6 protein-coding genes are annotated in these 20250 nt (G+C 70.0%); 4 read left to right on the forward strand and 2 right to left on the reverse strand.

What is annotated here, in order from left to right:
* The first annotated feature begins 53 nt into the window (after positions 1-53).
* Positions 54-8597, forward strand: a complete 8544-nt coding sequence (locus G6N66_RS11420) for a fatty-acid--AMP ligase (protein ID WP_408632888.1) — start codon at positions 54-56, stop codon at positions 8595-8597.
* Positions 8597-16231 carry a type I polyketide synthase gene (locus tag G6N66_RS11425; protein ID WP_163645817.1) on the forward strand — a complete coding sequence of 2545 codons (7635 nt, stop codon included), beginning with the start codon at positions 8597-8599 and terminating at the stop codon, positions 16229-16231. Before G6N66_RS11420 ends, G6N66_RS11425 begins: the two co-directional genes overlap by 1 nt.
* Positions 16232-16268: 37 nt before the next feature.
* On the opposite strand, the gene G6N66_RS11430 is transcribed toward G6N66_RS11425, so the two are convergent.
* Complete coding sequence (locus tag G6N66_RS11430; protein WP_085235224.1) at positions 16269-17177, reverse strand: class I SAM-dependent methyltransferase; 909 nt, start codon at positions 17175-17177, stop codon at positions 16269-16271.
* 62 nt (positions 17178-17239) lie between these two features.
* Here G6N66_RS11430 and pdxR point away from each other — a divergent pair, with 62 nt between their 5' ends.
* On the forward strand, positions 17240-18643 hold the full coding sequence (gene pdxR / locus G6N66_RS11435; protein ID WP_085235223.1) for a MocR-like pyridoxine biosynthesis transcription factor PdxR: 1404 nt from the start codon (positions 17240-17242) through the stop codon (positions 18641-18643).
* On the opposite strand, the gene G6N66_RS11440 is transcribed toward pdxR, so the two are convergent.
* On the reverse strand, positions 18628-19425 hold the full coding sequence (locus G6N66_RS11440) for a class I SAM-dependent methyltransferase (protein WP_163645818.1): 798 nt from the start codon (positions 19423-19425) through the stop codon (positions 18628-18630). The genes pdxR and G6N66_RS11440 overlap by 16 nt on opposite strands.
* Before the next feature lie 594 nt (positions 19426-20019).
* Between G6N66_RS11440 and G6N66_RS11445 the strand changes: the two genes are divergently transcribed.
* Positions 20020-20247 carry an MbtH family protein gene (locus G6N66_RS11445; protein WP_085235221.1) on the forward strand — a complete coding sequence of 76 codons (228 nt, stop codon included), beginning with the start codon at positions 20020-20022 and terminating at the stop codon, positions 20245-20247.
* The last annotated feature ends 3 nt before the right edge of the window (positions 20248-20250 follow it).

The raw sequence follows: 20250 nt of genomic DNA on the forward strand, positions 1-20250 counted from the left end.
GCAGACGTGCTCGTGTTCGGCGTTGGCGCGATGAGGACCGGTTTTGGAGGGCGATGATGCCGATTGAGTCTTCCCTTCCCGTCGTGCTGCGGGGGCACGCCAGCCGCCAGCCCGATGAGCCGGCGTTCACCTATGTTGATTTCGCGCAGGACTGGGAGGGCGTCCCCGAAAGCCTGACGTGGTCGCAGCTGTATCGGCGCACGCTGAACATGGCACGGGAGCTGAGGTCTTTCGGGTCAACCGGTGATCGGGTCGTGATCTCGGCGCCGCAAGGACTCGACTACGTCGTCGGGTTTCTCGGCGCATTGCAGGCCGGCATGATCGCGGTTCCGCTATCTGAGCCGGTGGGTGGGTCCGCCGACGAGCGTGTACACGCGGTCCTTCGGGACGCGGCGCCCACTGCCATTCTCACCAGCTCGTCTCTCACGGGACACATCGCCGAGCACATCCAGTCAAAGCCCGGCGAGTCCGCGCCGTCCATCGTCGAGCTTGATTCGCTGGACCTGGACTCTCCGGACGTCGCCGCTATCGAGGTCGATAGTCCGCCAAGCATCGCCCATTTGCAATACACCTCCGGGTCGACCCGTACGCCGGCCGGAGTCATGATGTCGCACGAAAACATCGTGGCCAATTACCATCAGCTCGCGGGCGCCCTCTTCGTGGAGCAGGGCGGGGTTATCCCACCGGACACCAGCATGGTGTCGTGGGTGCCCTTGTTTCACGACATGGGTTTGGTGTTGGGCATCGTCATGCCGGTGCTGGGCGGAAATCACTGTGTGTTCATGAGCCCGGCATCGTTCCTGCAGCGACCGGCACGGTGGATGCAATTTCTGGCCCGCAACGGTCGCGTGTTCACCGCCGCGCCGAACGTTGGCTTCGAACTGGCGGCACGTAAGACCTCGGATGACGATCTGGCCGGACTGGACCTCGGGGCCGTGCACACCATCGTCAATGGGAGCGAGCGCGTACAACCCGCGACGCTGCGGCGCTTCGCTGAGCGATTCGCCCCGTTCAACTTGAACCCCAAGACATTACGGCCCTCGTATGGGCTCGCGGAGGCCACGTTGTACGTGGCGAGCGGCGACGCGCGTCAACCACCGGACACGGTAGTTTTCGAATCCGCGGAACTGACGGCCGGCCACGCCAAGCGGAGCCGAACCGGAGAAGGCACGCCGCTGGTCACTTACCGCTCATTCGGCTGGCCGACCGTGCGTATCGTCGACCCCGAAACCCGCACCGAGCAGCCCGACGGAAGGGTCGGTGAGCTCTGGGTACACGGCGACAACGTCGCCAGCGGCTATTGGCAGAAGCCCGAAGAGACCGAACGTACCTTCGGCGCAACGCTTGTCAATCCGTCGCCCGGCACACCCGAAGCGCCCTGGCTGCGAACCGGGGACTTGGGCTTCCTCTCGGAGGGTGAGCTGTTCCTCGTCGGCCGTATGAAGGATCTTCTGATTGTCTACGGGCGCAACCACTCTCCGGATGACATCGAGGAGACGATCCAGGCGATCACCCGAAACCGCTGCGTGGCGATAGCGGTTCCCGACGCCGAAGGCGTCGAGCAACTGGTCACCATCGTCGAACTCAAGATGCAAGAAGAATCCGAAGAGGCTGCGGCGCAAAGAATCCTCGCCGTCAGGCGTGATATCACCGCGGCGATATCGAAATCGCACGGTCTGAGTGTGGCGGATCTCGTTCTGGTGCGACCCGGTTCGATTCCCCTGACCACGAGCGGCAAAGTCAGGCGGCGGGACTGCCTGAAGGTGTACCAGCACAACGAGTTCACCCGGATAGACGAGTCGATCCGCGCGCTGGAGCGGCAACCCGTCCCCGATGCCACCGACACGGTTGCGGAGGCCGACTCGGGATTGGCCCAACGACTTCGCGCATTGCGCCAGCAGCACCATCAGCTGCTGGTGGCCGAGGTGTGCGCGCAAGCGGCAACGGTGTTGGGCCATCCCACCCCGGACCGCATCGACCCCAAGCTCCCCTTCTTGGATCTGGGGTTTGACTCGATCAAGGCGACCGAGTTGCTCGACCGGCTCAACACCGTCACCGAGCTGGATCTGCCGCTCACGCTGGCCTTCGACTACCCGACCCCCGACGAGTTGGCCACCCACCTGAGTCAGCTGCTGGGCGGGTCGGCCTCGGCCGCCGCGGCGACGGAAGCCCAAGTGCGAGTGGACGAACCGATCGCGGTGGTGGGGATGGCCTGCCGGTTTCCCGGTGGGGTGGATTCGCCGGCGGGGTTGTGGGAGCTGGTGGCTGGGGGCATCGATGCGGTGGGGGAGTTCCCGGCCGACCGGGGCTGGAATCTGGCGGACTTGTTCGACCCCGATCCGGATGCGGTGGGCAAGACCTACACGCGCACCGGGGGATTCCTGGCCGATGCGGCCGGGTTTGACGCCGACTTTTTCGGGATCTCGGGGCGCGAGGCGCAGAGCATGGATCCGCAGCAGCGGCTGCTGCTGGAGGTGTGCTGGGAAGCGCTGGAGGCCGCGCGCATCGATCCGGCCGGGTTGGTCGGTTCGGACACCGGGGTGTTCGTCGGAGCGTGGTCGCAAACTTACGGCGCGGGCGGGTCCGATTCCGTGGAGGGATACGGCCTGACGGGTTCGTCGACGAGTGTGGCCTCCGGGCGGGTCGCCTACGCGTTGGGTCTGCAGGGCCCGGCGATCACGGTCGACACGGCCTGCTCGTCCTCGCTGGTGTCCACCCACCTGGCCTGTCAGTCCTTGCTCAACGGCGAGTCGACGTTGGCTCTGGCCGGGGGCGCCACCGTGATGACCACGCCGGCGATCTTCACCGAGTTCGCCCGGCAACGCGGGCTGGCCGCCGACGGGCGTTGTAAGACGTTCTCGGCCAACGCCGATGGCACCGGGTGGGGGGAAGGCGCCGCGGTGCTGGTGCTCGAGCGGCTCAGCGACGCGCAGCGCAATGGGCATCCGGTGTTGGCGGTCATCGCCGGGTCGGCGATCAACCAGGACGGCGCCTCGAATGGGTTGACCGCGCCCAACGGGCCCTCGCAGCAGCGGGTGATCACCCAGGCGGTGGCCAACGCCGGGATCGGGCTGGATCAGGTCGATGTGGTCGAGGCCCACGGCACCGGCACCACGCTGGGTGACCCGATCGAGGCCGGCGCGCTGATCGCCACCTACGGTGCCGCGCGCGGCGCCGAGCAACCGTTGTGGCTGGGCTCGATCAAGTCCAACATCGGTCACACCCAGGCCGCGGCCGGGGCGGCCGGCATCATCAAAATGGTTGCCGCACTGAACCACGACACGTTGCCCCCGACGTTGCATGTCGATCGGCCCAGCCCGCACATCGACTGGTCGGCGGGCACGGTGCGGCTACTCACCGAGCCGGTGGCCTGGCCGGTCACCGATCACCCGCGCACCGCCGCGGTGTCCTCGTTCGGGATCAGCGGCACCAACGCGCACCTGATCCTGCAGCAAGCCCCCAGCGCGCCAACCGAATCCGCGGCCGGGCAGGCCCAGGACGCCGCCCAGCTTTCAATGCCGGCGGCCCCGTTGTGGCCGGTGTCGGCGCGCACCCCCGCCGCGTTGCGCGCGCAGGCCGACCGGCTGCACCACCACCTGACCAGCCACCCCGACCTGGACCTGGCCGATGTGGCCTACAGCCTGGCGACCACCCGCACCCACCACCCGTATCGCGCGACGATCACCGCGCCGACGGCCGCCGCCGATCCGCGCAAGGAGCTGCTCGACGCCCTCGATGCGCTGCGCGCGGGCCAACCCCACCCGCAGCTGACCCAACACCACTTCCTGGGCCACCTGCACGGCAAGACCGTGTTCGTCCTGCCCGGCCAGGGTGGCCAATACCCCGGCATGGGCCGCGAACTCTACGAACAGCACCGCGTCTTCGCCGACACCGTCGACGACTGCGACAACGCGTTGCGCCCCTACACGGGCTGGTCGGTGCGCGACGTCCTGCTGCAGGCGCCCGGCGCTCCGGCGCTGGACCGCGTCGATGTGGTGCAACCGGTGCTGTTCACGATGATGGTGGCACTGGCGGACGTGTTGGGCCACTACGGCGTCGTTCCCGACGCGGTGATCGGCCACTCCCAAGGAGAAATCGCCGCGGCGTACATCGCGGGGGTGCTGCCCCTGCCCGAGGCGGCCAAGGTGGTGGCGCTGCGCAGTCAAGCGCTCAGCGCCCTGCGCGGCACCGGCGGCATGGCCTCGGTGCTGCTGGGCGCCGACGCACTGCGGCAGCGCCTGCAACCCTGGGCTGCGGCGGTGAGCATCGCCGCGATCAACGGCCCTACCCACACCATCATCAGCGGCGACCCCGCCGCCCTCGAGGAATTCGCCGCGGCCTGCGAGCGGGACGGCATCCACATCCGGCTGATCGCGGTCGATTACGCGTCGCACTCCGCCCAAGTCGAGGCGGTGCGCGAGCGGCTGCTGGCCGAGCTGGCCGACCTCACCCCGGCAGCGGCCCGCATCCCGCTGTATTCCACGGTGGGGCAAGCACTTTCGGCCGATCCGCTGGACACCGAAACCATGGACGCCGACTACTGGTACCGCAACCTGCGTGAGCCGGTCCGCTTCTACGACACCGTCGTTGAGCTGCTGGGCGCCGGCGAGTGCACGTTCGTCGAGCTGTCCCCGCATCCGGTGTTGGCGCCGGCGATCACCGACACGTTGGCCCAGGCGACCGATCGCGCACAGTCGGCGGTGATCACCACGCTGCACCGCGACCACCCGGATCAAGACAACCTGGTCACTGCGTTGGCCGCGCTGCAGAACCATGGCCACAGCCCGTCGTGGCCGGCGTTGTATCCGCACGCTCGCACGGTGGAGCTGCCCACCTATGCGTTCGAGCATCGCCGCTACTGGATGGTCCCGGCCATGGCCGGCGACGCCCGCGGGCTGGGGCTCGACGGGGCGGAGCATCCGCTGTTGGGCGCGGTCGCCGAGCTGGCCGACGAAGACCAGATCGTGATCAGCGGCCGGCTGGGTGCCGAGGGCTGGCTGTCCGGCCACCGGGTCAACGACACCGTGCTGTTCCCGGCGACCGGGTTCGTCGAGGTGGCGCTGCGGGCCGGTGAGTTGAGCGGCTGCCCGGTGATCGACGAGTTGGTCCTGCACACCGCCCTGACGCTGTCCGAGCAGGCGCCGAGCGATCTGCAAATCCTGGTGCAGCCCCTCGACGAGCACGGGCGGCGCGAGTTCAGCGTGCACTCCCGCAGTGGCGGCCAGCCCGCCTGGACCCTGCACGCCAGCGGCGCGCTGAGCGCCGAGCAGCCCGCGGCCCGCCCCGCGCCCGTGCCGGCCGTGAGCGTGCCGCCGCTCGACGAGGACGACTTCTACGAACCACTGGCCCAGCGGGGCTACGGCTACGGCGGTCTGTTCCGGTCGCTGCGCGGTATCGGTTCCGACCCGGCTCGCCCCGACGTCGTCTGCGCCGAGGTGGCGCTGCCCGCCGGCACCGACGTCGCCGGCTACGGAATCCACCCCGCGCTGCTCGATGCCGCCCTGCACCCGTTGGCCTCCGCTTTGGACGACACCGACGACACTGACGACGCCGACGCGCTGCGGCTCCCGTACGCGTTGAGCGGCATCACGCTGCACGCCACCGCCGCCACCCAGCTGCATGTCCAGCTGACCCCCACCGGCGCGGACACCTTTGCGCTGCACGCCACCGACCCCGCCGGCGCGCCGGTGATCACCATCGCGTCGCTGACCCTGCGCGCCGTCCCCGACCAAATCGGCCGGCCGGCATCGACGGCCGGGCTCACCGACGGCCTGTTCGAGCTGACCTGGCCCCTGGCACCCGAGCTGCCGGAACCCGCGGGCACCCCACCGACCTGGGCGGTCTACACCGAGTCCCCCGAGCAACTGCCGGCCGGCCTCTCCGACGGCACCATCCACACCGACCTGGCCACCCTGACCCCCTGCCCGGAGCTGGTGATCTGGCCGTTACCCCAAGCCGGGGAAACCGATCCGCTGGACCACGTGCATGCCCTGACCCGTCAGGTGTTGGCCCAGCTGCAGGGCTGGCTGGCCCGGCCCGACACCGCCAACACGCGCCTGATCGTCGTCACCCGTCACGCGGTCAGCGTCGGCGCGCACGACGACGCCCCCGACCTGGCACCCGCCGCCGCCTGGGCGCTGCTGCACACCGCGCAGAACGAAAACCCCGACCGCCTCGTCCTGCTCGACACCGATGACACCGCCGCCACCGAGGAAAAGTTGTTGGCCGTCATCGCGGCACCACCGGCCGACGAGCCGCAGCTGGCCCTGCGCAACGGGGTCGCCCACATGCCACGCCTGGCCCGCACGTCCACCCTGACCCCGCCGGATGCCCCCGACTGGCAGCTGGCCACCACCGGCAAGGGTGACCTGACCAACCTGACCCTGCTGCCCACCGACCCGCCCGCCACGCTGGCGCCGGGGCAAATCCGGGTCCAGGTGCGCGCCGCCGGGCTGAACTTCCACGACGTGGTGGTGGCGCTGGGCGCCATCGGCGACGAAGGCCTGGGCGGCGAGGCCGCCGGTGTCGTCGTGGACACCGGACCCGGCGTCACCGGCGTTAAGCCCGGCGACGCGGTGATGGGTCTGTTCCCGAACAACGCGTTCGCACCCACCGCGATCACCGACGAGCACACGGTGGTGCCGGTCCCGGATGGTTGGTCGTTCGCCCAGGCCGCGTCGGTGCCGGTGGCGTTCCTGACGGCCTACATCGCGCTGGTCGACATCGGCGGGCTCTCGGCCGGACAGCGGGTGCTCATCCACGCCGGAACCGGAGGAGTGGGTCAGGCCGCCATCCAGATCGCGCGCCACCTCGGCGCGGAGGTCTTCGCCACCGCGCACCCGAACAAGCAGCACGTGCTCACCGGCCTGGGGCTCGACGCCGACCACATCGCCTCCTCGCGCACGCTGGCCTTCGCCGACGCCTTCGGCGCGGCCACCGTAGGGCAGGGCGTGGACGTCGTGCTCAACAGCCTGCGCGGCGAGTTCGTGGACGCGTCGCTGCGACTGCTGCCCCGGGGCGGCGCCTTCGTCGAAATCGGCAAGACCGACGTCCGCGCGGCCGGTGACATCGCCGCATCCCACCCCGGCGTCGCCTATCACGCCTTCGATCTGGCCGGCGCGACGACGGAATCCGTCCGGCCCGCATGGGCGGCCCTGACCGAGATGTTCGCCGCCGGCGCCCTCACGCCGCTGCCCACCACCAGCTATGGGCTGACCAACGCCATCCGCGCCTTCCGCGACATGAGCCAGGCCCGGCACACCGGAAAGATCGTGCTGATCCCGCCCGCGGTGTTGAACCCCGAGGGCACGGCGCTGATCACCGGCGGCACCGGGATGCTGGGCGCGGTCTTCGCCGAACACCTGATCACCCGCCACGGCATCAAGCACCTGCTGCTGCTGTCGCGCCGCGGCCCCGACGCCCCGGGCGCTGGCGACCTGCACCAGCGGCTGACCGCGCTGGGCGCGCACGTCACCATCACCGCCTGCGACATCGGCAACGCCGCCGAGCTGGCCGCGGCGCTGGACACCATCGCGGCGGAGCACCCGCTGACCGCGGTGCTGCACGCGACCGGCGTGCTGGACGACGCCGTGGTGAGCGAACTGACCCCCGCACAGCTCGACGCGGTGCTGGCCGCCAAGGCCGACGCCGCATGGCAACTGCATCGGCTGACCGCCGGGCACGACCTGGCCGCGTTCGTCTTGTTCTCCTCGGTGGCCGGAACCCTGGGCGGCCCCGGGCAGGCCAATTACGCGGCCGCCAACGCCGTCCTCGACGCGCTGGCTCACCAGCGCCAGCACACCCAACGGCCGGCGATCAGCGTCGCGTGGGGCTACTGGGAAACCCCCACCGGCATGACCGCCCACCTCAACACCGTCGACCTGACCCGCCTGACCGCCAGCGGCGTCGTCCCCATCACCAGCGAGCGCGGCCGGGCACTCTTCGACGCGGCGCTGAACAGCCAACAGCCCAACCTGATGGCCAGCCCGCTCAACACCGCCGCGTTGACGCGCCAGGCGCGCAACAACGTCCTGGACCCGATGCTGTCCGGCCTGGTCACCAGCCGGCGCCAAGCCGCCGGCGCGACCTCGCGCACCCTGGTTGCCACGCTGGCCACCCAAACCCCCGAACAACGGCTGCACACTCTCACCGCGATGGTCACCGCCACCACCGCCGCCGTGTTGGCCCACCCCGACCCCAGCGCCCTCGACCCCGACCGCCCCTTCAAGGACCTCGGCATCGATTCGCTGACCGCCCTCGAGCTGCGCAACACGCTCAACCGACACACCGGGCTGACACTGCCGGCGACCCTGGCGTTCGACCACCCCAGCCCCACGGCCCTGGCCCACCACCTCACCGCCCAACTCGGCGGGACCGCGGCGGCATCTCCGACCAACGAATACGTCCGACAAATTCAAGAATTAGTCACGTCGATTCCGGCCAGTCGACTCGAAGAGGCCGACATCTTGGCGCTGCTACGCAAACTCGCGTCCAGCGAGGACCGCGACGCCGATCATGAACAAACCAAATCACGCCTCGCCGACATGGACGCCGACGACCTGATCGCCATCGCGCTGAAAACTCGAGGAAATGGCTGATGCAAAGCCAGCTCGATAAATTAACCGAGGCCCTCCGGGCTGCCCTTATCGAGAACGAAGACCTGCGGCAGCTGCGGGCACGCGCGTTAGAACCGGTCGCGATCGTCGGGATGGCCTGCCGGTTTCCCGGTGGGGTGGATTCGCCGGCGGGGTTGTGGGAGCTGGTGGCCGGGGGCATCGATGCGGTGGGGGAGTTCCCGGCCGACCGGGGCTGGAATCTGGCGGACTTGTTCGACCCGGATCCCGATGCGGTGGGCAAGACCTACACCCGCGCCGGAACGTTCGTGGCCGACGCCGCCGGGTTCGACGCCGACTTCTTCGGCATCTCGGCGCGCGAGGCACACAGCATGGATCCGCAGCAGCGGCTGCTGCTGGAGGTGTGCTGGGAAGCCCTGGAGTCCGCCCGCATCGATCCGGCCGGGTTGGTCGGTTCGGACACCGGGGTGTTCGTCGGAACGTGGTCGCAACCCTACGGCGCGGGCGGCTCCGACACCGCCGAGGGATACGGCCTGACCGGTTCGTCGACCAGCGTGGCCTCCGGGCGGGTCGCCTACGCGTTGGGTCTGCAGGGCCCGGCCGTCACCGTCGACACGGCCTGCTCGTCCTCGCTGGTGTCCACCCACCTGGCCTGCCAGTCCCTGCGAAACGGCGAATCGGCGCTCGCCCTGGCCGGCGGCGCGACCGTGATGACCACCCCGGCGATCTTCACCGAGTTCGCCCGGCAACGCGGGCTGGCCGCCGACGGGCGCTGTAAAACGTTCTCCGCCAACGCCGACGGCACCGCGTTCGGCGAAGGCGCCGCGGTGCTGGTGCTCGAGCGGCTCAGCGACGCGCAGCGCAATGGGCATCCGGTGTTGGCGGTCATCGCCGGGTCGGCGATCAACCAGGACGGCGCCTCGAATGGGTTGACCGCGCCCAACGGGCCCTCCCAGCAGCGGGTGATCACCCAGGCCGTGGCCAACGCCGGGATCGGGCTGGACCAGGTCGACGTGGTCGAGGCCCACGGCACCGGCACCACGCTGGGTGACCCGATCGAGGCCGGCGCGCTGATCGCCACCTACGGTGCCGCGCGCAGCGCCGAGCGGCCGCTGTGGCTGGGCTCGATCAAGTCCAACATCGGTCACACCCAGGCCGCGGCCGGGGCGGCCGGCATCATCAAAATGGTTGCCGCACTGAACCACGACACGTTGCCCCCGACGTTGCATGTCGATCAGCCCAGCCCGCACATCGACTGGTCGGCGGGCACGGTGCGGCTACTCACCGAGCCGGTGGCCTGGCCGGTCACCGATCACCCGCGCACCGCCGCGGTGTCCTCGTTCGGGATCAGCGGCACCAACGCGCACCTGATCCTGCAGCAAGCCCCCGCCGCGCCGGCCGAACCGGAGACCCGGCACCCCGAGCACGACGGCGGGTTCGGGTTGGTGTGGCCGATCTCGGCGCGCACCCCCACCGCGTTGCGCGCGCAGGCCGACCGGCTGCACCAGCACCTGACCAGCCACCCCGACCTGGACCTCACCGATGTGGCCTACAGCCTGGCCACCACCCGCACCCACCACCCGTATCGCGCGACGATCACCGCGCCGACGGCCGCCGCGCGCAAGGAGCTGCTCGACGCCCTGGATGCGCTGCGCGCGGGCCAACCCCACCCGCGGCTGACCCAACACCACTACCTGCCCCACCTGCGTGGCAAAACCGTGTTCCTGCTGCCCGGCCAGGGCGCCCAATACCCCGGCATGGGCCGAGAACTCTACGAACACCACCCCGTCTTCGCGCGCACCCTGGACGACGTCTGCGCGGCCCTCGACGCCCACCTCGACGTTTCGCTGCGCGAACTGATGTTCGCCGAATCGGGCAGTGCCGCAGGCGAATTGATCCACCAAACCAAATACGCACAACCGGCGCTGTTCGCGATCGGCGCCGCCATGCACGCCCTGGTCAGCGCGGCCGGGATCACCGCCGACTATCTGCTGGGGCATTCCATCGGGGAACTCACCGCCGCGTACGTGGCCGGCGTGTTTTCCCTTGCCGACGCCGCCGAGTTGGTCACCGCTCGCGGTCGGCTAATGCAGGCCTGCCCGCCCGGCGCGATGCTGGCCATCCAGGCCACCGAACGCCAGGTCGAGGCCCTGCTGGAGGATCACCCCAAGGTGGCCATCGCCGCGGTCAACGGGCCCACGGCGGTCGTCGTGTCCGGGGATCCCGACGAGCTCGCCCCCATCCACGAGTCCTGCGCCGCCAAGGGCCTGCGCACCACCTCCCTGTCGGTCAGCCACGCCTTCCACTCGGCGTTGATGGACCCGGCGCTGCCCGAGTTCGAGGCCATCGCCGCCGGCCTGACCTTCGCCTCGCCCACGGTGCCGATCCTGTCCAACCTCACCGGACAACTCGCGACGTCCGAGCAGCTCACGTCCAGCCGCTACTGGACCCGACACCTGCGTGAGCCGGTCCGCTTCTACGACAGCGTCCGCGAGCTGCTGGGCGCCGGCGAGTGCACGTTCGTCGAGCTGTCGCCGCATCCGGTGTTGGCGCCGGCGATCACCGACACGTTGGCCCAGGCGACCGATCGCGCACAGTCGGCGGTGATCACCACGCTGCACCGCGACCACCCGGATCAAGACAACCTGGTCACTGCGTTGGCCGCGCTGCACAACCGCGGCCGCAGCCCGTCGTGGCCGGCGTTGTATCCGCACGCTCGCACGGTGGAGCTGCCCACCTATGCGTTTGAGCATCGCCGCTTCTGGCTGGTCCCGGCCGCGTCCGGCGACGCCGGCGGGCTGGGCCTCCAGGGCGCGGAGCACCCGTTGTTGGGTGCGGTCGCCGAGCTGGCCGATGAAGACCAGATCGTGATCAGCGGCCGGCTGGGTGCCGAGGGCTGGCTGTCCGGCCACCGGGTCAACGACGCCGTGCTGTTCCCGGCGACCGGGTTCGTCGAGGTGGCGCTGCGGGCCGGTGAGTTGAGCGGCTGCCCGGTGATCGACGAGTTGGTTCTGCACGCCGCCCTGATCCTGTCCGAGCAGGCGCCGAGCGATCTGCAGATCCTGGTGCAGCCCCTCGACGAGCACGGGCGGCGCGCGTTCAGCGTGCACTCGCGCCCGGCCGGACAGCAGCTCGGCGGGTGGACGTTGCATGCCAGCGGCGCGCTGAGCGCCGATCAGCCCGCCGCCGGTCCCGCGCCGCCGCCGGCGCCGGGCGTCGAGGTTGTCGACCAGGACGACTTCTACGGGGCGCTGGCCGAGCGGGGCTACCGCTACAGCGGCCCGTTCCAGTCGCTGCGCGGCATCGGCGCGAGCCAACCCGACGCCGTCTACGCCGAGGTGGCGTTGCCCGCCGGCACCGAGATCAGCGGCTACGGCATTCATCCCGCCCTGTTGGATGCCGCCCTGCACCCGTTGGCCTCCGTGTTGGACGGGGATGCGGACTCGGCGTCGCTGCGGCTTCCGTATGTGTTGAGCGGGATCACCCTGCATGCCACGGCGGCCACCCAGCTGCAGGTGCATTTGACCCGCACCGGCGAGGACACGGTCGCGCTGCACGCCACCGACCCCGCCGGCGCCCCGGTGATCAGCATCGCCGAATTGCGGGTGCGCGCCGTCTCCGACCAGATCGGCGGGCCGGCGCCGCTGGCCGGGGTCTCGGACAGCCTGTTCGAGCTGACCTGGTCGCCCGCGCCCGAGCCGCTTGAGCCCGCGGCGACCCCACCGGCGTGGGCGGTATGCACGGACGTGCCCGAGCAGCTCCCGCCCAGCCTGACCCGGGGCACCGTCCACACCGACCTGGCCACCCTGACGCCCTGCCCGGAGCTGGTGATCTGGCCGCTGCCCCACGTTGGCGAGACCGATCCGCTGGACCGGGTGCATGCTTTGACCCGTCAGGTGTTGGCCCAGCTGCAGGGCTGGCTGGCGCGGCCCGACACCGCCAACACGCGCCTGATCGTCGTCACCCGTCACGCGGTCAGCGTCGGCGCGCACGACGACGCGCCCGACCTGGCGCACGCCGCGGCCTGGGCGCTGCTGCACTCCGCGCAGAACGAAAACCCCGACCGCCTCGTCCTGTTCGACATTGATGGCGGCGCGGCCACCGAGGAAAAGTTGTTGGCCGTGATCGCGGCGCGACCGGCCGGCGAGCCGCAGCTGGCGGTGCGCAACGGGGTGGCCCACCTGCCGCGCCTGGCGCGGGCCGCGGCCCTGACCCCGCCGGATGCCCCGGGCTGGCAGTTGGCCACCACCGGCAAGGGTGACCTGACCAACCTGACCCTGCTGCCCACCGATCCGCCCGCGACGCTGGCGCCGGGGCAGATCCGCGTTCGGGTGCGCGCGGCGGGGCTGAACTTCCATGACGTGGTGGTGGCGCTGGGCGCGATCGGCGACGAGGGCCTGGGCGGCGAGGCCGCCGGGGTCGTCGTCGACGCCGGGCCCGGGACGTCGCTGCGTCCGGGTGACGCGGTGATGGGGCTGTTCCCGAACAACGCGTTCGCGCCGATCGCGGTCACCGACGAGCACACGGTGGTGCCGGTGCCGGCCGGTTGGTCGTTTACCCAGGCCGCGTCGGTGCCGGTGGCGTTCCTGACCGCGTACATCGCGCTGGTCGACATCGGCGGGCTGTCGGCCGGGCAGCGGGTGCTGATCCATGCCGGTGCCGGGGGTGTGGGTCAGGCCGCCATCCAGATCGCGCGCCACCTCGGCGCGGAGGTGTTCGCCACCGCGCACCCGAACAAGCAGCACGTTCTCACCGGGCTGGGGCTCGACGCCGGCCACATCGCCTCCTCGCGCACGCTGAGCTTCGCCGACGCCTTCGGCGCGGCCACCGCGGGGGAGGGCGTGGACGTCGTGCTCAACAGCCTGGCCGGGGAGTTCGTCGACGCGTCGCTGCGGCTGCTGCCCCGCGGGGGTCACTTCATCGAGATCGGCAAGACCGACATCCGCGCGGCCGGCGACGTCGCCGCGTCCCACCCCGGCGTCGTCTACCAGGCCTACGACCTGGCCACCGTGGCACCCGAACCGCTGCGGAGGGCCTGGGCGGCCCTCACGCCGATGTTCGCCGCCGGCGCGCTCACGCCGCTGCCCACCACCAGTTACGGCCTGCTGGCCGCCCGCCAAGCGTTCCGCGACATGAGCCAGGCCCGGCACACCGGAAAGATCGTGCTGATCCCGCCCGCGGTGCTGGACCCCGAGGGCACGGCGCTGATCACCGGCGGCACCGGGGCGCTGGGTGCGCTCGTTGCCGAACACCTGATCACCCGCCACGGCATCAAGCACCTGCTGCTGCTGTCGCGCCGCGGTCCCGACGCCCCGGGCGCCGGCGACCTGCAGCAACGGTTGACCGGGCTGGGCGCGCACGTCACCATCGCCGCCTGCGACACCGGCAACGCCGCCGAGCTGGCCGCCGCGCTGGATAGCATCGCGGCCGAGCATCCGCTGACCGCCGTCGTGCACGCCGCCGGCGTGCTGCAGGACGCCGTGGTGAGCGAACTGACCCCCGCACAGCTCGACGCGGTCCTGGCCGCCAAGGCCGACGCCGCCTGGCATCTGCATCGCCTGACCGCCGGGCACGACCTGGCCGCGTTCGTCTTGTTCTCCTCGGTGGCCGGAACCCTGGGCGGCCCCGGGCAGGCCAACTACGCGGCGGCCAACGCCGTCCTCGACGCGCTGGCCCGGCACAGCCACCACAGCCAGAACCCGGCGACCAGCGTGGCCTGGGGCTACTGGCAAACCCCCACCGGCATGACCGCGCACCTCAGCACGGCCGACCTGACCCGCCTGACCGGCAGCGGCCTGACCCCCATCACCGCGCAGCGCGGGCTGGCGCTGTTCGACGCGACCCTCGCCAGTCAACAGCCCAACCTGCTGGCCAGCCCCCTCAACACCGCGGCGCTGACCCGCCGCGCCCGCAACAACGCCCTGGACCCGATGCTGTCCGCCCTGGTCAGCAGCCGCCCGCAAGCCTCCGCCGGCAGCCCCCGCACGCTGGCCGCCACGCTGGCCGGCCAATCCCCTCAGCAGCGGCTGCAGACGCTCACCGCGATGGTCACCGCCACCACCGCAACCGTGCTGGCCCACCCGGACCCCGACGCCCTTGACCCGGACCGTCCCTTCAAGGACCTGGGCATCGACTCGCTGACCGCGCTGGAACTGCGCAACACCCTCAACCAGCAGACCGGCCTGACGCTGCCCGCCACGCTGGTCCTCGACCAACCCACCCCGACCACGCTCGCCACCCACCTGGCCGGCCTGCTCACCGACACCACCACCGCGCCGGCGGCCCCCGCGGCGAAGGTCAGCCCGCGCAGCCAGGAGCCGGTCGACAACGCGCTCGCCCCCGTCGACCAGGCGTCGTTTCAGGCGCTGCGGGCGGCGCACGGGGCGCTGCTTCAGGTCACTTGGCTCTACGACCGTGCCGTCGATCTCGAGGGCTTACGCCGTTTCCACCGCAACCTCGGCTGCGGGTTGATGGGACGCAGGATCGAACGGTCCCCGATCCCGTTCGCGCGTGATCGCTGGGTCAAGGCCCCGGCGTCGCAGGACTTCGACATCGCCGCCAGCCCGCGGCCCCGCGCCGAGGTGAGCGCATGGGCCGACGAGCGGACCCGCCTGCCCATCGATCCGGAGTGGGGACCCGGCTGGCACCTCGGAGTGCTTCCGCTCGACGACGGCGGGACCGCGGTGAGCCTGGTGGTTTCGCACACGGTCGTCGACGCCGTCGGGTTCGGCCAGGCGATAGCCGATGCCGCCGAGGGCAAGACGCGCGATTTGGGCTACCCGCCCGCTCGCTCGCGCACCCTGAGGCGCGCGTTGCGCGAGGATCTGCGCCAAACCGTCAAGGACCTGCCCGAAATCGGGCGGGCGTCGGCCGTCGCGGCCCGCAGGATCTGGCCCGACCGCAAGGGATTCACCTCCTCGGTCAGGGCGGCGCCGCCCCCGCCGAAATCCGTCGGCAGCGATCGGGTTGTCGAGGTGCCGGCCCTGACCGCCTACATCGACCTGGCGGACTGGGACGCTCGCGCGAAAAGCCTTGGCGCAACCAGCAATTCGCTGGTGGCGGGCATCGCGTGCAGACTCGCGGTGGGGCTGGGGCGCGTCCATGACGACGGAACGGTCGTGCTGCGATTCCCGGTGACGCTACGCACCGAAGACGACACCCGCGGCAACGCGCTGACGATCGTCGACGTCCCGGTCGACCCCACGCACGCGGCGACGGACCTCGCGGCGATGCACGTCACCATCACCCAAGCGATCCTCGCGGCGATGGAGGACCCCGACGACGAGAACCTGGCGACGCTCCCGCTGGCGGCGCTGATACCGACGCGGGTGACCCGGCGGCTGCTGGGGATGGCGGCCGGCGGCGCCAGCCTTCCGGTCACCGTGTCCAACGTCGGCGAGATACCCGCGGCGGCCAACCGCCCCGACGGCACCGATGCCGACTACGTGTACATGGGCAACCCCGAGCCCGACATCACGCAGGGCACCCTCGAGCACCGGGGCGGACAGCTTTTCGTCGGTTCGGGCCGGATCCGCCGCACGATCTTCGTCAGGATCTCCGCCTACATCCCCGGCCGGCCCAACACCGTAGAAGAGCTGCGCGCGATCACGTCGCGCACCCTGGCCGAATTCGACCTGAAGGCCGAGATCGACTGCTAGCGCGTCCTGCGGTGCGTGGGCCTTCGTCCGCGACCTGCTATCGGCGCCGAGCGCTGGCCACCGCCAGCCAGTCATCGGTGGCCAGCTGGCTGCTGTGATGGGGGTCGTAGCGCCGTAGCAGCGCCGACACCCCCAGGTGCTCGACCGGCCGGAAACCGTGCCTTGTCAGTAGCGCATCCAGCGCGGCGGGGGTGAAGTCGCTGCGATACGGCTCCCCGCGCCGCGCGACCATCCGGGCAACCCGGCGCGCGCTTGCCCATTGTGCCTGCCCGGTTGCGACCCCGGCGCCGATGTAGTCGACGACGAGGCGACTGCCCGGCGCGCAGAGCGCGGCCAGATCGGCGAGCGTCGCATCGATGCCACTGCAGGTGAGATAGGGGGTGACGCCGAGCCACACGATGATGCTTCGACGGGCCGGATCGAACCCGCTGCTCACCAGGCGCTCGCGCAACACCCGTCGTTCGAAATCACAAGGCACCCACACCATTTGGGCGCCGTGATGCGGCGGAAGGTGCCGCTCGATCACGCGGCGCTTGTCCGCCTGCGTGGTGGGCGCGTCCACCTCGAAGACCGTGACCGGGTCGGCGGCACGACGAAGGGCGGTGGTGTCGAACCCCGCGCCGAGCAGTACGAGCTGGTCGATCCCGTCGCTCACGGCGGCCTGGCATTCATCGTCCGCGAAGCGCACCCGCAGCGCGATGTGGGCGTGCAGCCCGCCCCACAGCTTGTCCATCACTCGAAGGGCGGCGTCGGCTACCCGTGGATGCACCAGGATGGCCCGTAACGCCCTGTGCCCGACGAAGTGTCGCGCGTAGGGGTCGTCGAGGAGGCGACGGTGCGGTGGCCGCAGCGTCTCCGCGGCGCGTTGAGCCGCATTGGCCTGAGCCGTCCAACTGGCTGTCCGGTCGAGGCGCCGGTCGGCCGCACGCACGGTCTCTTGCTTCATTACGCAAAACATGTCGTGGTCGACGCTACGAACGGATCGGCCCATGTGTAAGGTCCAATTCAGTGGCAGATTCGTGGACCAGTTCTGCGGGCGGGGTCGACCTGCACCTCGACCTGCCTGCCGGCCGGGGCAGACGAGCGGCGCTCGAAGGTGCCCTGCGACAAGCCATCCGGGACGGGCGACTGACCCCCGGCCAACGGTTGCCGTCGTCGCGGTCGCTGGCCGCGCAGCTCGGGCTCGCACGAGGAACCGTCGTCGAGGTCTATGCACAGCTGGCGGCCGAGGGGTACCTACGCGCCCGACCCGGCGCGGCAACCGAGGTGGCTTCCGGGCCGCATAGCCAGGTGCGACTGCCCGCCGAGGCGACCTTCCCCCGCATCGCCGCCGACTTCCGTCTCGGGCGCCCGGACCTCAGCATGTTTCCTCGCGCCGAATGGCTGCGAGCGCTACGACGGGCCCTTCAGGGGACCCCGCACTCCGACCTCGGCCCGTCCGATCCGCGCGGATCGGCACGCGCGCGCGCCGTGCTAGCGGATTACCTCGGCCGGGTGCGGGGAGTGCTCACCACCGCCGAGCACATCGTGATCTGCAGTGGCTTCACGCAGGGGTTGCGGCTGGTGTGTGACGCGCTCGTCGCTGGCGGCGCGGAGTCGATCGCGCTGGAGAACCCCTGTCTGCCCGACCACCGCGCCACAGCCATCGCGAGCGGACTCTCGGTCCTCCCACTGCGCGTCGACAGCGACGGCGCCCGGCCGGAAGACTTTGCCTCATCGGCCGCGGCGGCGGTCCTCACTCCAGCGCATCAAGCCCCCCTCGGCGCCACGCTGCAGGCCGACCGACGCGCCGAATTCGTCCGGATCGCCGCAACCCGGGGCGCCTATCTGATCGAAGACGATTACGACGGCGAGTTCCGCTACGACCGCCATCCCGTCGGCGCCCTGCAGGGGCTCGCGCCAGACCACGTCGTCTATGTCGGCAGCGCCAGCAAGAGCCTGGCTCCCGGCCTCCGATTGGGCTGGATCGCGGCCCCCGCGGGCCTGCTCGATGCGGTGATCGAAGCCAAGCGGCGCGCTGACCGCGGCACAGACGTCTTGGCCCAGTTGGCATTCGCCGAGCTGGTCGAATCGGGCGGCCTGGACCGACACATCCGCCGAATGCGCCGCCGTTACCGGGATCGGCGCGACGCACTCGTCGCGACTCTCAGCCACTCGGCGCCCGCGATACGCATAAAGGGCGTCGCCGCCGGCCTGCACGCGGTCATTTCGCTACCCGAAGATCTTTCGGAAACCGACCTCGTGACCGCCGCCCGGGCACGAGACATCGCGCTCACCGGCCTCGCCCCCTTTTGGCACGGAACACGGCCGCGCGCAACGGGAATCATCGTCGGCTACGGAACACCGTTTCAACACGAATACGCCGCGGCGCTCGACCGCCTCGGTCAGTTCATGCGTCAGGTGCGCAACTGAGACCGCAGTATCCGGTACTCCAACAGCCCCGCGCGCATCTGCTCGTAGATCGCCGAGCCGGGCAGCGAAAGGAAGTTCGCCACGCGGGCATTCCCGTCGCCGTAGACCTGCTCCCAGTTGTTGCTCGCGTGATCGCGCGACGCCAGCACGTTGGCGGTGATGTCGCGGTCGTTTTCCGTGACGAAGCCCAGGGCGCTCAGCCGCGACCGCACGTAGTCCCAATCCTCGGAGCTCAAAAAGTCCGTGTGCAAGAACCACGCCCCGGGTCGGCAAATCCGGCGGACCTCGTTTAAAAACTTGGGCAGATTCCCGTAGGAGTGCGACGACTCCACGTTGAGGACGGCATTGCAGCACCCATCGGGCAGGGGAAGATCCAGCGCATCGCCGACCTTGAAGTCGATCGAATGCTTGGCGTGCGCCCGTTGGCAGAAGGCGATCGCCTCCGAGGACATGTCGATGCCCGTCACCCGCGCGGTGAACTTCTGCGCCACCTGTGCGCTGTTGCCGCCGCGGCCGCACCCGATCTCGACAACGTCGAGGCCATTCAGGTCGACGGAACCGATGACCTCGAGCACCAGGCGCACCGAGTTGGCGTTGAACGTGCCCTGCGGAATGTCGAAAGCGGATTCATTGTTCGAATCCAGCGCGAGATATCCATAATTGAGGAAAAACGACGAATCGGCGACACCGACGTCCTCTAAACGGCGGCTGAGCTTGTTGTAAAAGCTGCGCCATCCACCGGCCGTCGTAGACAGCAGGTCGTCAGCCAGGTGCTCTGACATCGCAACTTGTGAATTGTCTTCCGAGTCGGCATTCATCGAAGTTTCGCTAGGGTTGTTCATTTATGTCGCCTCAACCAGATGTGTTTTTCGCCATGATTCATGGTGTCTTTACGGATAAATAATTGTGGATCCCCCGGTCTGATCCGGCCCCCGGTCATCGAGTGGCGACGCGCATCAGCTAGCGGCTCGACGTCGAGGGGCCGTCGGTGCAAGTAGTCCAGCTGCCTCCCACTTCTCCGTGAACTTCTCCGTGAACTTCGTGGCGCCAGCGCAATTAACACCCACGACCCTGGCCACCAGGCCTCCGGCGTCGATTATCGCCCACGGCACTGGGCGGGTAGGTGCGAACGCGCCAATTGGCCGGCCCACCGTCGACGCCGGCGCCGCCTGCGTCGATTCGCCCACGGACCGCGGCCGCGAGCCGTCGCCGCCGCAGCCGGTCTACCAGGGCGTACCTCTGACGACGTCGCGGCGCGCGGGCCTAGGGCGTGGGGTCGCCCCCTTAATTCCACCAACCCCGAGACAAACCTTCATCGGGCTCAGTATCGTTTAGAACTTGTTCTACCCATGTCAAAGAGATGGTCTGGAGACACGGTGAGCATTAATCCGTTCGACGACGACGATGGCGAGTTTTTCGTCTTGATCAACGACGAAGAGCAGCACAGCCTGTGGCCGACCTTCGCCGATGTCCCAGCCGGCTGGCGGGTGGTGCACGGGGAAGCGAAACGCGCGGCGTGTCTGGACTACATCGAACAGAACTGGACCGATATCCGGCCGAAGAGTCTGCGCGAGAGGTTGGCAACGGGACAGGGCTCTGGGTAGACC

The organism is Mycobacterium conspicuum (genome assembly GCF_010730195.1).
GTDB lineage: Bacteria > Actinomycetota > Actinomycetes > Mycobacteriales > Mycobacteriaceae > Mycobacterium > Mycobacterium conspicuum.